Source organism: Acinetobacter sp. CAU_H_29a_1, from assembly GCF_058599505.1.
In genome coordinates this window covers 3,517,633-3,532,036 of record NZ_CM178655.1, presented here as the reverse complement: position 1 = coordinate 3,532,036, position 14,404 = coordinate 3,517,633, and the positions used below count along the sequence as shown (strand labels likewise).

Below are 14,404 nucleotides of genomic sequence, written 5' to 3'. Positions count from 1 at the left end.
TTCGCTGAAGTTTCATTACAATAGCGGCAAATGAAAAACTAGGTGGATACGATGGCGCTGTGGCGGTCAACCGTAATTGTAAGTGCAATGACCATGCTTTCTCGGGTCTTGGGTTTGGTACGAGACATTGTCTTACTGAATGTCTTTGGGGCAGGTAAAGATTTCGATACCTTTGTGGTGGCCTTTCGTATACCGAACTTCTTCCGTCGCTTATTTGCTGAGGGAGCATTCTCACAGGCGTTTATTCCAGTACTGACCGAATATAAAACTGGGCGTACCCATGCGGAAGTTCAAATTCTGATCAGCCGTGTCTTTGGTTGTTTGATGACCGTTATGACGGCTTTAACCTTCATTGCTATGGTCGCAGCTCCAGCAGTGCTATACATCTATGCACCGGGTTTCCATGCCGATCCAGAGAAGTTTGATCTCGCGGTTTCAATGTTTCGCCTCACCATTCCTTATTTATTGTTTATGTCGCTGACGGCATTTGCCAGCAGTATTCTAAATAGTTATGGTTCCTTTGCTTCACCCGCATTTTCACCGGTATTGCTGAATGTTGCGATGATTGCAGGAGCATGGTGGCTGACGCCGTATATGGTAGAACCGATTATGGCACTTGGTTGGGCAGTGATTGCTGCTGGTGTATTACAATTGGCGATCCAAATTCCTGAACTTTGGCATAAAAAGTTACTGATTCCGCCGAAAGTCGATTTTAAACATGAAGGGGTGGATCGCATCATGAAATTGATGCTGCCTGCGCTATTTGGTGTTTCTGTCACGCAAATCAACTTACTCCTGAACACCATTTGGGCTTCGTTTATGCAAGACGGTTCAGTGTCATGGTTGTACAGTGCGGAACGTATGACTGAATTACCTTTGGGCTTGATTGGGGTAGCGATTGGTACGGTGATTTTACCCGCATTGTCGACCCGTCATGCAGAGCAGGATATGTCGAAGTTTCGTGGCATGATGGATTGGGCTGCGAAGGTCATTGTTTTGGTGGGGGTACCGGCTAGTATCGCGTTGTTTATGTTATCGACCCCCATTATTCAGGCCCTGTTCCAACGCGGTCAATTCACCATTGAAGATACGCAAATGACGGCTTTGGCTCTGCAATGTATGAGTGCTGGGGTGATTTCATTTATGTTGATTAAAGTCTTTGCACCTGGATTTTATGCGCAGCAAGACACCAAAACACCAGTCCGTGTCGGTTTAATGGCCGTTGCCGCAAATGCGATTTTAAACGTGGTGTTTATTGGCTTCTTTAAATTGATTGACTGGCAGGCAGAGCATATGGCTTTGGCTTTAGCTTCTTCGGGCTCTGCTCTGGTGAATGCGGGGATGTTGTATTTCTATCTACACAAGCGCGATATTTTCCGTTTTGGTGCACACTGGAAAAAACTGTTTATCCAGTTTGGTATTTCTAACGCCGTGATGATTGCGGCATTGTGGTATGCATTGACTTGGTATAATGGTGATGTTTCACAATGGATCCGTGTTGCAGAAGTGCTCGGATTGTGTGTGGTGGGTGTCGTGGCTTATGCGATTGGTTTGCTCTTTACTGGGTTTAGACCACGTCATCTCAAACATGAAGCATAAAACAAAGCAGTACTTTTTTTATATTGCAAGCAAAGTGCGTAGCTTAAAAAAAGCACGGCTTGATTGAAGAATAGATTGAAATTAATAAAAAGCCTGATCACGAAGATCAGGTTTTTTATTTTGTATATAGCATTGCCTTTGTATTGCCGTCTTATTTTGGCAACACTTCAATCAGTTCCACATCAAAAATCAAGGTGCTATTCGGTTCAATCACATCGCCTGAACCAATTTGGCCATAGCCCAGTTTAGCGGGAATAAAGAAACGATATTTTGCGCCTTCTTTCATTAGCTGTAAGCCCTCGGTCCAACCTTGAATTACTTGGCTGACTTGAAACTCCGCAGGCTGTTGACGTGCAATCGAGCTGTCAAAAACGGTCTGATCAATCAAACGTCCTTCATAATGGACTTTGACTTTGCTGTTGGCCTTAGGTGACTTGCCTTGGCCTTGTTGTAAAACCATATATTGTAGGCCTGAAGCCGTGGTTTTCACCTCGGGTTTTTTCGCATTTTCAGCTAAGAAAGCCGCACCAATTTTGGCATTTTTGTCTGCCAATTCTTTCACTTCTAATAATTGTTTCGCTTCCGCTTGGTGCTTATATTGGGTGAGTACACGCGCCATTTCTTCATCGCTTAATGACGCAGCTTGGCCTTTAGAGGCTTCACGTAACCCTTGCACAAAAGCATCAAGATCTAAATCTTGAATTGACTCGGCATTGCTACGACCCATGAGATAGCCAAAGCTATAACCGACTTGTTGATTGATGCTGCTTTTAGTATTAATCGGTGCAGCAAAAACAGGTGTAGAAAGTAACAAGCCACAGAGTAATGTTGTTTGAATTTTCATATTGTATTCTCAATAAAAAGAGGAGAGCAAAAGCTCTCCTTTGATTGACTTGTCTTATTTTACTTTAATCAGTTCAACATCAAAAATAAGCGTGCTGTTGGCTGGGATCATGCCAGGTACACCTTGTGGGCCGTAGCCTAAGTTAGAAGGGATGTAAAGTGTCGCTTTCCCACCTTCTTTCATGAGTTGTAGACCTTCGGTCCAACCTGGAATCACTTGGTTTAAAGGAAACTCAATCGGTTCGCCACGTTCAAGCGAACTATCGAAGACTTTACCGTCGACCAATTGGCCTTTGTAATGCACAGTCACGACAGAGCTGGCAGTGGGTTGCTTGCCTGTACCTTCTTGTGTAATTTTGTACTGTAAACCTGAAGCCGTGGTTTTCACCCCAGTTTTTTTCGCATTTTCAGTTAAGAAGCTGTCGCTGGTTGTTTGTGCTTGTTTCGCATCATTAGCCTGTTTTTGCTGCATTTCTTGTTGGAACTGCTCATAGGCTTGTTTTAATTCTTCTTCGCTATAGGCAGGTTGGCTACGAGCATGACCGGCACGGACACCCGTTACAAAACTGTTAATATCGAGTTCTGGTGGAGTTTGATGAGCAACCTCATAACCCAGTGCATAGCTAATTTTTTCTACGGCAGATGCATTTTTTGAAACTTGGGCTTCGGCTGAAGCTGGGTGTTGATATGCATAATAAACGGGAACAAGTGCAGCACCGCCTAGAATAACAGCTACAGCAATGGGTAAGGCTTTACTCATGTGAAATTTTTCCTAATTCTATTACATTCAGAAAGTTTTTTAGCATCTTAGCAGACTTCATGAATGACGTGTTTTGTACCACCAGTACATTTTCAAATTAATATATGCCGAAGTCCTTAAAAAAACTATAAGGATTTGAATATATAAACGTTTGTCATACAAAATAAAAAGCCAGAAATCAAGTTCTGGCTTTTTATCGGTTAGAGAATGTATTTAGTCTGATTCTTTATTGGCTTTATAGGCATAAGCATAGTTATAGCCATAGCCTGCACTTGAACGCTGAATATCGTTCAGGATAAAGCCATTCACTTTCACACCAGCTTGTTCGAAGCGATTCAGGGTCAATTCAAGCTCCTTCATCTGCGTTTTCGCATAACGGGCAATCACTAAGTTAACACCTGTGTATTGAGAAATAATGATACCATCCGTCACTGCTAAGACTGGTGGAGTATCAATAATGACATGATCAAATTTCTCTGACATTTGCTCTAATAAATTTTTGAACTGGTTAGAGCTTAATAGTTCAGACGGATTCGCAGGACTTTTCCCGCGAGAAATCATACTTAAACCTGGCACTTCTGTAGGACGAATAACCGTGTCTAAACTTTGTTGACCATTGAGTAACTCTGTTAAGCCAGGTTGTGTTTCGAGATTAAAATACTTGTGTAAATAACCCCGACGTAAGTCTGCGTCTATAATTAATACACGTTTATCGCTTTGCGCCAAAATTGTGGCTAAGTTGGCTGAGATAAAGGATTTACCAACTTCAGGTGCTGGACCTGAAATCGTAATCAGATTATTCCGGGCAGAGCTTAGAGCGAAATGAATAGCTGTGCGCATACTTCTTAAGCTCTCAATAGCGATATCATCGCTATTTTTAACTGCAAGTATAGGAATGGTCTTTTTCTTTTTCAGAATTTTATTTCGGCTTTCTTGCACTAGCGAACGTGGTACAGTGGCATAAACGGGCAGATCCAGATTATTTTCAATTTCTGAAGAATCTTTTATTCCTGAGCGTAGCATGTTGCGCAATAATGCCAAGAGAGTGCCGAGGAAACCACCTAAGAAAATAGATAGAATTAAAATTTGCAGTTTTTTCGGCTTGATCGGTTGCAATGGTTCTACGGCAGTATCGACCACACGCACATTACCAATTTCACCGGCTTTGGCAATGCGTAGCTGCTGATAAGAGTTTAACAGGGCAGTATAGAGCTGCTGTTTCACTTCAACTTCACGGAAGAGTTGCAAGTATCGGCGTTGCAGGTCTGGTAACTGCTTTAAAGTAGCTTCCAGCTCGTTAATTCTTTTATTGATCGCACCCAGTTGCGCACTCATCTGCTCCATCACCGGATGTTCATTGGTGTATTTGGCAGAAGCTTCAGCCACTTGCTGTTCGAGCTGTGCTTTTTGGGTTTCCAGGCTAATACTTTGGGTCAGATACAGTTCAGATTCTTTGGTGACATCGACTGTATTAAACTGCTGACGGAAAGTATTGAATTCTCGCTCAGCTACATCCAGTTGCTGGCGCAATTCAGGCAATTGTTCATCCAGAAACTTAAGCGTTTGTGCCGTTTCTGCAGAACGACGTTCAATATTTTGCTGGCTATAGGCAACTAGGATGGCATTGAGAACCTCAGTAATATGCTGTTTATCCGTGCCCTGATAATTCAGGCCTAATACACCGGTCATTTTGCCTTTTTCTGCAACAGAGTAATTGGCGAGAATTGATTTTACTGCAGCGGGGAGGGATTGCTTGCGAACAAGATAAGGTGCCATGAACTGGTCCTGGCTATAAATGGCAACTTTCCACTCACCATGTTCGGACTGCAATTGACTGCGCTGGTTTAATGGCGCAGAGAAGACCACCTGTTCTGTGGCCGGATCAGTTAAAGTGTATTTACCTTGCTGAAAGTCTAGACGTAAATTTTTGTCATGGAAATAAGCCGGTACTTCAAACTGACGGATATCAAAGGATTTACCATTGTCCTTAAACAAAACAGATGATTTACTGTATTCGGTCTGATAGTCATGCGGTGATAACAAGCGGTCGGTAAAGCTGTTTTCAGTGCCAGCGATGCGTAGATCGAGGTTTAAGGCTTTAATGGCCGAACCCAGCACCAGACGCGATTTCAGCAGTTCTATTTCTGCCTGAGCCGGCTGCTTTTGCTCTATCATGTTGGATAGATCACCCAATAAGGCAGCAGAAGTCCCTTTATTCTCTTCGACCTGTACCAGCGCATCGACCGAATAAGTGTCTGGGGTGACCCTTAAATACAGCAATGCGCAGATCACGCTTAAGATGACACACAGCGCAATCAGCTTCCACTGGGCAATGAGTGAAAAAAATAATTCTTTTAAGTCTATCGTATCTTCAGTATTGCTATTTTGGCTCATAATCTTGATTTCAAATTTAAATATATTTTTTCCAGTCAGCAATACAGCTCTGTATTAACTGGCAGGTATCATCAAATACAGCTTGGTCATGCTGATAAGGGTCAGCAATATTCCTGGCTTGCCAGTGCCCCAAACGGAAGGTTTTACCTTTAGCAAAAGGCCAGGTCTGTTCCAGATGTTTTTGTTGGTTTTGACTCATCACCAGAACCAGATCAGCCTGTTTAATCATCTCGGCATTTAGCTTTCGAGCGACATGCGGGCTCATATCAATGCCCAAACTTTGCATGCACAGACTGGCTTTTTCATCTGCTGCATGTCCTACCATGCCCGCAATACCCGCAGATTCAATCTTTAAATGCGGATACTGTTGTTTTAAAAAGTATTCGGCCATAGGACTACGGCAGATATTGCCAATACAGACCAGTAAAATATGTTTAATCTGCATTATTGCCCCAAGCGATCCAGGTTATAAAGTGCATTCGAGAATGGAATCACCTGGTTTACGACACGTTGCCAACGTGCCAGACCTGAAGCATCGACATAGACAATATCATTGCTGCGCATCTTGAACTGGTTAGCCAAGCCAAAATCGGCAATACTGCTCAGGTCCATCTGATAAACTTCGGTATGCACAGCATTTGGCTGGCTGCGTACGATATAAATTTTGCTGCGGCTGGCAGAGAGTGGATTTAGGCCCAAACTTTCACCTAATACATCACTTAAACTCATTCCTTGATCGCGCAGTGGCAAGGACTGGTTTTTACCCGACTCACCCATGACATAGATTTTTTGATTTTCACGATTATTCACATATAAAGTGTCATTTGGCTGGATCAGCAGGTTATGCAGTGAAAAACCTGCTTTTTCCAGTTCTACCGTATTCAGGGTATAGGTCTGTCCCTGACGAACCAAGGTAATGGAAGCATTATTTCCCTGTTGTGCATTGACACCACCAGCCATGCCCAAGGCCGTATAGACACTCACTGGCTGATCACTTAAATAAAACTGTCCGCCTTTCATGACATTGCCCTGAACGGAGTAGCGCTGGCCCTGATAGGATAAAACACGAACAATGACATCCGGGGTTTTTAAATAACGTGACAGTTGACTGCGTAATTCGCGGTTGACTTGGGTCAGGGATTTACCCGCAGCCTTGTAGCGGCCAATAATGGGAAACTGGATATAGCCCTGTGAGTCAATCTGATAACCGTTAGCCTGAGCAGACTGTTCACTGCTAATGGTATTGCTTGGCGGGGTCATTTCCGGATAGGCCCATAAATAGATGGACAGGAGATCACCCGGACTCAGACTGTAGCTACGATGCGGGGTGCTAAACAAATGGGCGTAGTCTTGTTGAATATTTTGTACAGCAGGCTGAACAGCCAGCATAGAGTCTTGGGTGAGTTTAATCACATTGACTGAAGTGCCGAGTTCGGTTTGATAAACACCTTCTGCTGGTAGGTCATACGTTTGCAGACCAGAGGTCACTGCGCAGCCGGTCAAAGTGAGACCGCAAGTCAGTAAAAAAGCCAGTTGAATTTGTCGCACATGAAATCCCGTTTTTAATATTTAATTCGTTAAATCCGCCATATTCTACCTGAGAACTTTGATTTTATTATAACAAAATGTATCTGATTTTACTTGAACAGTGAATGAAGAGAATAAGGCCTGCTTGCCCATCCAAATCTTTTTCTAGAGCATTCCTGCATAAGCTTAGTCAAATATTTTCTTATTTTTTTGTTTTTTGGTGTTAAATCACAACAGAATTTTCACGTTTTTCTGCTAGTATGCGCGCCGAGAGATTGAATCTTCATAAGTACAGTACATAAATAAGGCGTTGAAATGCTATCTATTGCAGATTTAAAAATTGCGGTGACTGGGTTGGACTATGTGCCTTCAGCCTCAGGCAAGAGTGGTAAAAAAAAACTCATAATTTCAAAATTAGATCGTACTTTTTTAAGTTTAGTTTTACTGAAATATAAGTAATACTTGATCAAGCATATGAATATTTTATCTAAGAAAATTATCTCTAATTCACTTTGGATGATGATAGAAAAGTGCATTAGCATTTTCGGTCTTATCTTTGTCACTTCATATGTGGCCAAATATATTGGCCCCTCTAACTTTGGTAAAATAGCATTAGCAGCAACCTTATTTGGCTTTGTGCAAACTTTAACTTGGTTTGGTAATCAGGAAATATTATTCAAACGAGTGAGTAAGAATCCAAATTCAGGATTGAAGTATCTTTTTGGCACACAAAATTTAAGAAAGATTTTATTTTTAATATACAGCTTGCCTATTTTGATTGGCTTATGTTTATATTCTGATCAATTAACCCTTATTTTTGCAATAGCGACTGCCTTAGCTGTTTATTTTATTACCCAAGATATTTTTGCAATCTATAATAATGCAATATTGGCCTCCTATATCAATGCTATTGTAAATATGATTGGATTGGGTATTGCTTTATTGGTTCGTTATCTGATTGTTCTATTTGAGCTGAATTATGCTTTTTTGGGGATTCCTATTGTTCTCACAGCACTTATTCCTTTTTTACTAAAGAAATACATTTTTAATAAATCTCAACAGTTAAAGCCTATTAGCTTGAAACACTATAGAAAATATTATTTTGGTGCAGGTAGTGCTTTGGTATTGTCTACATTAGCAGTTACTTTATACACTCAGGTTACAAGCTTAATGCTTGCCGCATTAACATCTACACGTGAATTAGGGATTTATGCTGTAGCTGTGACATTAGGAATGTCATGGGCTTTTATTAATACTTCTATCATTACTTCAGTTTTAAGTAAAATATATAGAGAAAAAAGCAACTATCAATCATATGTGATGATTGCGAAGTTAAATGCCGTGATAATACTTATTTCATCGGTAGTAGTAACTATGTTGGCTATTTCGGGGCAATGGATAGTGAATCTATTTTATGGAAATGCTTATCAAGAGGCATATGAGTTAATTGTAATCTTAGGATTGGCTACTTTATGTAGCGGTTTAGGAACGATTTCTGCACGTTTTTTGGTAAAAGAAGAAAGCTACCGCTATATTTCAAGAAAAATGATGTGTGTTGCAATTAGTGCATTGCCAATATCTTACATTATGATTTATTTATTTGGTTTAAAGGGGGCTGCATACAGTGTGCTCATCATTGAATTGCTATCACTAACCTTCTTTAATTACTTTTATAAAAATGGTCTTATATTTAAGATACATTTTTTCCCATTTTTTAAACATTCATTAAAATTTAAGCATTAGGAATAAATAAGTGTTAAATATTACTGTTGTAGGTACTGGTTATGTTGGTTTATCTAACGCTGTGTTATTTGCACGTCAGCACAAAGTAACTAGTTTAGATATTGATGAGAATCGTGTCACTTTAATTAATCAAAAAATATTACCTATTGCAGATGACTATATTAAACAGGCTTTTGAAGAAGACAATTTAAATCTGAAAGCTACACTTGATCAGGTTCAGGCGTATGGGCAAGCCGATTATATTATTATTGCGACCCCAACTAATTATGATTCTGAGACTAATTATTTTGATACGTCTTCTATAGAAAGCGTTATTGCAGAGATTATTCCGCTGAATCATACTGCAACAATTGTCATTAAATCTACCATTCCTGTGGGTTATACAGCACAGATAAAAGCAAAATTCAAAACAGAGCAGATCATATTTGCGCCAGAGTTTTTACGTGAAGGTAAAGCACTCTATGATAATTTGTATCCATCACGAATTATAGTTGGGGAAAAGTCTGAACGTGGTGAAGCAATTGCTCAGCTATATTTAAATGCAACGGTTGAAAAAAATGCTCCAATTTTATGCATGGAATCTACTGAGGCAGAAGCAGTTAAGCTGTTTTCAAATACCTATTTGGCTATGCGTGTCGCTTATTTCAATGAGTTAGATACCTATTGTGCAAAACACGGTCTGAGTAGTTTAGATATTATACAAGGTGTGAGTTTAGACCCTCGTATTGGTCAACACTACAATAATCCGTCATTTGGCTATGGTGGATATTGCTTGCCTAAAGATACCAAGCAGTTACTGGCAAATTATAAAGATGTGCCGCAAAATTTGATTCAGGCAATTATTCATTCAAATAAAACCCGTAAGCAATTTATTGTAAAAGAGATTCTTAAAAAACGTCCAAATATCGTGGGGATTTACCGTTTAACGATGAAAGCAGGTTCTGATAACTTTAGGGATTCAGCGATCCAAGACATTATCCGTGAGTTAGAGGAATATAACATTCAAGTTCAGATTTATGAACCTACTTTACAGCAAGAAACATTTGAAACTTATGCAGTAAAAAATGATTTGAATGAGTTCTTATCAAGTTCCGATGTGATTCTTGCGAATAGAATGAGTGATGATTTGAAGCATGAGTCAAGTAAAGTGTATACACGCGATCTATTCGGGAAGGATTGAGTATGTTAATAATGTTAAATAAATATGGAAAGAAAAGTTTTATTCTTTTTATATTTACATTATTTTTATCCTTATATATGATTTTTAATTCATTATTTTTTCAACCAGATATGTTGGCTTGGGTTTCTTTACTGGTATCAACACTTATATTTTTGTTCTCTTATTTAGCATTTAGTGTAAAAAAAATATTTCTATTTATAACTTACATTTATCAATACTTGTTTATTTTTTCTTGTTTTGTAAAAAAAAGCTATTTGTATATGAATAATATTAGCTATGATATTTTTTCATATATTTTTCTGCCAATAATGATTTTTATTATTATTATTCCATCACTATTTATTATTAGACCAAACTTAAATGAAATAATTGAAAATAAATATACAAATAGAATGATTTCATTATTATTTCCCCTTATTTTAATTTCAATTTTTTACTTAGTTCCATATACATTTAATACTTTCCTATATGGGGCAGCAAATGTTAGAGCAGGAGGAGCTGAGAACTCAGAATATTATTCACATATGCCACAAAATATCTTTACAACATTGAATGTTGGGATAGCAATGTTGTATTCGTTATATTTATTTTTGTTATTTTATGTTGTGTCAACCCAGAACAAAAAAAAGTTTTTAATCATTTGTTTTTTAGGTGTTTTAAGTGGTGTGATAGGTGGTCTTGTTTTTGCTACTAGAGATAGATTTATTTATATTTTCTTATATTGCTGTCTTTTTTATTGGTTATGGTTGCCTTACTTAATAAATAACTACTTCTTTAAAAAAATTAAAAAGTATTTTTGGTTTTTAGGCTTTGTAATGTTTGGTTTTTTTATTTGGATTACATTAGATCGCTTTTCTTCAGATTTTGATTCTTTGTTTAAAGATTCTTTATTTTATTTCGGTGCCCAGCCATATATTTTTGCTGAAATTGTAGAAAATCATCAGAATTTTTATGGTTGGGCATATAATTTTCCAGTTTTATTTGATTCAAATATATTTATGAGAAGAGATAGTTCATATTTTTGGATGTGGGGTACTTTATTTCAAAACTTTTATATCATGGGGGGGTGGTTTTATTGTTTAATATTAATTTTTTACCATTTGATTGTGTCAAGTGCTTTTTTTATCTATTTTAGGAAATTAACTTGGTTGTATGTTGTTTATTTGATTTTATATTTTCAAATAGTTGTTCAAGGGGTTTTTTATTTTAATTTAGGTTTTAAGGGTGGAAATTTGTATATATTGCTAATGTTGTTTATAGGACTTGTAATGCAAATAACTTTGTTAAAAAATAAGAGAGGATAGGTAAAAGTGGAACCACTTGTAACTATATATATACCTACTTACAATCGCTTAAGTTTGCTTAAGCGTGCTGTAAATTCTGTTCTGCTGCAAACATATAAAAAGATAGAAGTAATAATAGTTGATGACTGTTCAACAGATGGTACTCATAATTATTTAAACGAATTATCAAAAATAGATATTCGCGTGAGATTTTACATAAAAGAAAATAATTCTGGCGCTTGTGTAAGTCGAAATATTGCAATCCAAAATGCTAAAGGTTTTTTTATAACAGGCTTAGATGATGATGATTATTTTGAAAAAGATAGGATTCAGTCATTTATAGATGCTTGGAAGAATAAAAAAAATAATACTGTAGCTATAAGTTCTTTATATGTGCTTAAAAATAGAACCACTTTGACATATGGTAAAAAAAGATTTAAGAATAAGGTCATTAAATTTCATGAAATGTTTTTATCAAATCCAGTTGGTAATCAAATTTTTACAGAAACTGAAACTTTGAAAAAAATTAACGGGTTCGATGAGAATTTGAAATGTTGGCAAGATCTAGAATGTTGGTTGAGAATTCTTCAATTAGGTAATATCGAAAAAATATTTAATTATAGCTATATTATAGATGTTAGTCATGATAAGCCAAGAATTGGCAATAGTCAGCATGATAAATATTTAATTAGTCAACGCTATATTTCAGAGAAATTTAAGCTTTCTCTAAAGTATGAAAGATATTTATATATTCAAACCTTCAATTGTAATGGTGCAAATATAAGTATCAAAGAATATTTAAATACTTTAATTAAGTTTCCGTCATTTATATTTTTTATTAACATCTTATCTAAAATTTATCAGGTTTTTAAATGAATATATTTATTTGGATGAATTATCCTTCTCATCATCAATCGCATTTCTTTGATACTTTAATTAAATATGATGTAAATTTAAGAGTTGGATATTATGCAGAAATTACTAATGATAGAAAAGATTTAGGATGGGATGTTAATACTTTAAAGCCTTTTGAATCTCATGTCACTGCAGCTGAAATGGATGATTTTTTAAGTAAGTATTCTAATTTTGTACATATTGTTCCTGGATATGGAAGTAGATTTACTCGAAAGTTAGCTATTCATTTAAGTCAGAAAAGTATTAATTGGGTTCATTGGAGTGAGAAATCTACTCCAGGCCTATGGTGGTATAAATCATTCTTAATAAAGAAATGGTATGCAAACTTAGTTAATAAGTTTGCTTTAGGTGCATTAGCACAGGGGATTTTAGCTGAAAAAGATTTTAGAAGATGGGGGATTAAAAAAGATATTAAGCATCTTAGTTATTCTATAAAGCCTCTAATATCTTATGGGGGTAATGAAAATATTTCGAAATTTAAAATTGATAAATTAGCTTTTCTATACTTGGGACAGCTTATTAATCGAAAAGGAGTTGATTTACTATTAAAAGCATTTTCTGAGATTGAAGATGATAAGTGCTGTTTAATAGTTGTTGGTAATGGTTCCAATGAAATTAAATTAAAAGATTTAGCTAATAAATTAAATATACGAGCTGATAAATTGCTATTTCATCCAGCTGTTAGCTCAAAAGATATTTCAAGTATAATGAGTTTAGCTGATGTATTCATACTTCCTAGTCGTAATGATGGGTGGGGGGTGGTTTTAAATGAAGCTGCTAGCTTAAGTAAGCCCATGATTGCCTCAGATATGGTGGGTGCAGCTTGGCATTTGATTGAAAATGGGAAAAATGGATATAGATTTAAATCAGGTGATTATAAAGATCTTAAAACCAAAATGGAATATTATACTAAAACTGAAAATTTGATAAATGAACATTCTTTATATTCACATGTTCTATTTGATCAATATAATAGTGATGCAATGGCGGAAAATTTAATATCTTATTTAAGTACATGGTTGAATAGTAATGAAGATAATGGTTGATACTTCCATTTGTGCAAAAGGTGGTGGGGTACAAGTTGCTTTATCCATCATTGAAAATATTGCCATTGATCCAAGCTTTGAAGTAATTTGCGTTGTGAACCCTGAAATTGATAAACAGTTATCAATTTTAGCTAAAGAAAGTGTTAAACACTATTATGTTGAAAGTATAGAGCCGATTTATAAGAAGTTCGCTCAAGGTAAGCGTATTTCAAAAATCGAACAAAAGCATAATCCTGAACTCGTTTTTGTGGTTTTTGGCCCAGCTTATTGGAAACCTAAAGCTAAAACATTACAAGGTTTTGCTCTAGGTAAAATATTATATGAGAAAGAATTAAATATAGGTATTTATGAAAAAGTTTTAAACTTTATTAAGAAAAAACTATTTCAAAATTCTCAAAGCTATTTATTGGTGGAAACTGAGTTGGTTAAAAGCAAGCTATCAGCTAGTTTTAAATATCCATTAGACAAAATTTTTGTTATTGGAAACTCCTATAGTCCGAAATTTAAGAAAAATATTTTAGATAATGAAAATAGAATAGTACCTAAACAAGATAAATTTAGAATTCTCGTTCCTGGCAGCTATTACCCACATAAAAATTTAGAAAGAATCATTCTTGCCTTAGCTGAAATTAAAAATGCCCCAAGTTTTCAGCACAATTTAGAGGTTGTTTTTACTATTCCAAAAGAAAGTAATGACTGGAATAATTTAGTAATATTAGCTGAAAATAATTCAGTGATTGATCTTATCTCAACTACAGGTTTTGTTGAAAACTCTCAATTTGCTGAACTCTACTTGGAAAGTAATGCTGTGATTTGTGCTAGCCTAGTTGAATCATCGACTGCGGTATTTCCAGAAGCATTTTTAGCAAAAAGACCCTTGCTTGTAAGTGATAGGGCATTTGCCACCGAATTATGTGAAGATGCAGCCCTATATTTTGATCCATTGGATGGAAAAGATATAGCAACTGCAATTTTGAAACTTATCTCTGACATTAATCTACAGCAATTGTTAGTAGATAATGGACAAAAAGTTTTGTTGAAAAATTATCCTAATGCAGAAGATAAATGGAATCTGCAAAAACGTTTAATTACACATTTATATACTAAATAGTGG

General features: G+C 36.5%; 12 protein-coding genes. 7 read left to right on the top strand and 5 right to left on the bottom strand.

Features of this window, described 5'->3' with window-relative positions; translation table 11 throughout:
* Nucleotides 1–42: 42 nt before the first annotated feature.
* Entirely contained in the window at nt 43–1,599 is a 1,557-nt protein-coding gene (gene murJ / locus AC4MDD_RS17695) for a murein biosynthesis integral membrane protein MurJ (RefSeq protein WP_491882125.1), read from the top strand.
* A gap of 151 nt (nt 1,600–1,750) precedes the next feature.
* Here the strand turns inward: murJ and bamJ (AC4MDD_RS17690) are convergent, their stop codons facing one another.
* From bamJ (AC4MDD_RS17690) to AC4MDD_RS17670, 5 genes are all read right to left on the bottom strand, one after another.
* The gene (gene bamJ, locus AC4MDD_RS17690) at nt 1,751–2,443 is read right to left on the bottom strand and encodes a BamJ family beta-barrel-assembly machinery protein (protein ID WP_491882124.1); all 693 of its coding nucleotides are present in this window, start codon (nt 2,441–2,443) and stop codon (nt 1,751–1,753) included.
* A gap of 54 nt (nt 2,444–2,497) precedes the next feature.
* Nucleotides 2,498–3,202, bottom strand: coding sequence for a BamJ family beta-barrel-assembly machinery protein (gene bamJ / locus AC4MDD_RS17685; RefSeq protein ID WP_491882123.1), 705 nt, complete (start codon nt 3,200–3,202; stop codon nt 2,498–2,500).
* Between the two features lie 213 nt (nt 3,203–3,415).
* Nucleotides 3,416–5,596, bottom strand: a complete 2,181-nt coding sequence (locus tag AC4MDD_RS17680) for a polysaccharide biosynthesis tyrosine autokinase (RefSeq protein ID WP_491882122.1) — start codon at nt 5,594–5,596, stop codon at nt 3,416–3,418.
* A gap of 16 nt (nt 5,597–5,612) precedes the next feature.
* Nucleotides 5,613–6,041: a low molecular weight protein-tyrosine-phosphatase gene (locus AC4MDD_RS17675; protein ID WP_491882121.1), complete on the bottom strand. Its 429-nt coding sequence runs from the start codon at nt 6,039–6,041 to the stop codon at nt 5,613–5,615.
* A complete protein-coding gene (locus AC4MDD_RS17670) occupies nt 6,041–7,144 on the bottom strand; it encodes a polysaccharide biosynthesis/export family protein (RefSeq protein ID WP_491882120.1) in 1,104 nt (367 codons plus the stop codon). Before AC4MDD_RS17670 ends, AC4MDD_RS17675 begins: the two co-directional genes overlap by 1 nt.
* A gap of 453 nt (nt 7,145–7,597) precedes the next feature.
* On the opposite strand from AC4MDD_RS17670, the gene AC4MDD_RS17665 reads away from it, so the two are divergent.
* Genes AC4MDD_RS17665 through AC4MDD_RS17640 form a run of 6 tightly spaced genes read left to right on the top strand, consistent with a single transcriptional unit; the run spans nt 7,598 to nt 14,401 of the window.
* Nucleotides 7,598–8,866: an oligosaccharide flippase family protein gene (locus AC4MDD_RS17665; protein ID WP_491882119.1), complete on the top strand. Its 1,269-nt coding sequence runs from the start codon at nt 7,598–7,600 to the stop codon at nt 8,864–8,866.
* A 10-nt stretch (nt 8,867–8,876) separates the two neighbouring features.
* On the top strand, nt 8,877–10,046 hold the full coding sequence (locus AC4MDD_RS17660; protein ID WP_491882118.1) for a nucleotide sugar dehydrogenase: 1,170 nt from the start codon (nt 8,877–8,879) through the stop codon (nt 10,044–10,046).
* Nucleotides 10,047–10,048: 2 nt separating this feature from the next.
* A complete protein-coding gene (locus tag AC4MDD_RS17655) occupies nt 10,049–11,350 on the top strand; it encodes a hypothetical protein (RefSeq protein WP_491882117.1) in 1,302 nt (433 codons plus the stop codon).
* Between the two features lie 6 nt (nt 11,351–11,356).
* Entirely contained in the window at nt 11,357–12,205 is an 849-nt protein-coding gene (locus tag AC4MDD_RS17650; protein WP_491882116.1) for a glycosyltransferase, read from the top strand.
* Nucleotides 12,202–13,290: a glycosyltransferase family 4 protein gene (locus AC4MDD_RS17645; protein WP_491882115.1), complete on the top strand. Its 1,089-nt coding sequence runs from the start codon at nt 12,202–12,204 to the stop codon at nt 13,288–13,290. Before AC4MDD_RS17650 ends, AC4MDD_RS17645 begins: the two co-directional genes overlap by 4 nt.
* The gene (locus AC4MDD_RS17640) at nt 13,283–14,401 is read left to right on the top strand and encodes a glycosyltransferase (protein ID WP_491882114.1); all 1,119 of its coding nucleotides are present in this window, start codon (nt 13,283–13,285) and stop codon (nt 14,399–14,401) included. The genes AC4MDD_RS17645 and AC4MDD_RS17640 overlap by 8 nt, the downstream gene beginning before the upstream one ends.
* Nucleotides 14,402–14,404 lie beyond the last annotated feature (3 nt).

What these genes read in the sequence shown, in the direction of transcription:
- bamJ (WP_491882124.1), bottom strand. Translation starts at nt 2,443, where the DNA reads ATGAAAATTCAAACAACATTACTCTGTGGCTTGTTACTTTCTACACCT.
- bamJ (WP_491882123.1), bottom strand. Translation starts at nt 3,202, where the DNA reads ATGAGTAAAGCCTTACCCATTGCTGTAGCTGTTATTCTAGGCGGTGCT.
- AC4MDD_RS17680 (WP_491882122.1), bottom strand. Translation starts at nt 5,596, where the DNA reads ATGAGCCAAAATAGCAATACTGAAGATACGATAGACTTAAAAGAATTA.
- AC4MDD_RS17675 (WP_491882121.1), bottom strand. Translation starts at nt 6,041, where the DNA reads ATGCAGATTAAACATATTTTACTGGTCTGTATTGGCAATATCTGCCGT.
- AC4MDD_RS17665 (WP_491882119.1), top strand. Translation starts at nt 7,598, where the DNA reads ATGAATATTTTATCTAAGAAAATTATCTCTAATTCACTTTGGATGATG.
- AC4MDD_RS17655 (WP_491882117.1), top strand. Translation starts at nt 10,049, where the DNA reads ATGTTAATAATGTTAAATAAATATGGAAAGAAAAGTTTTATTCTTTTT.
- AC4MDD_RS17645 (WP_491882115.1), top strand. Translation starts at nt 12,202, where the DNA reads ATGAATATATTTATTTGGATGAATTATCCTTCTCATCATCAATCGCAT.
- AC4MDD_RS17640 (WP_491882114.1), top strand. Translation starts at nt 13,283, where the DNA reads ATGGTTGATACTTCCATTTGTGCAAAAGGTGGTGGGGTACAAGTTGCT.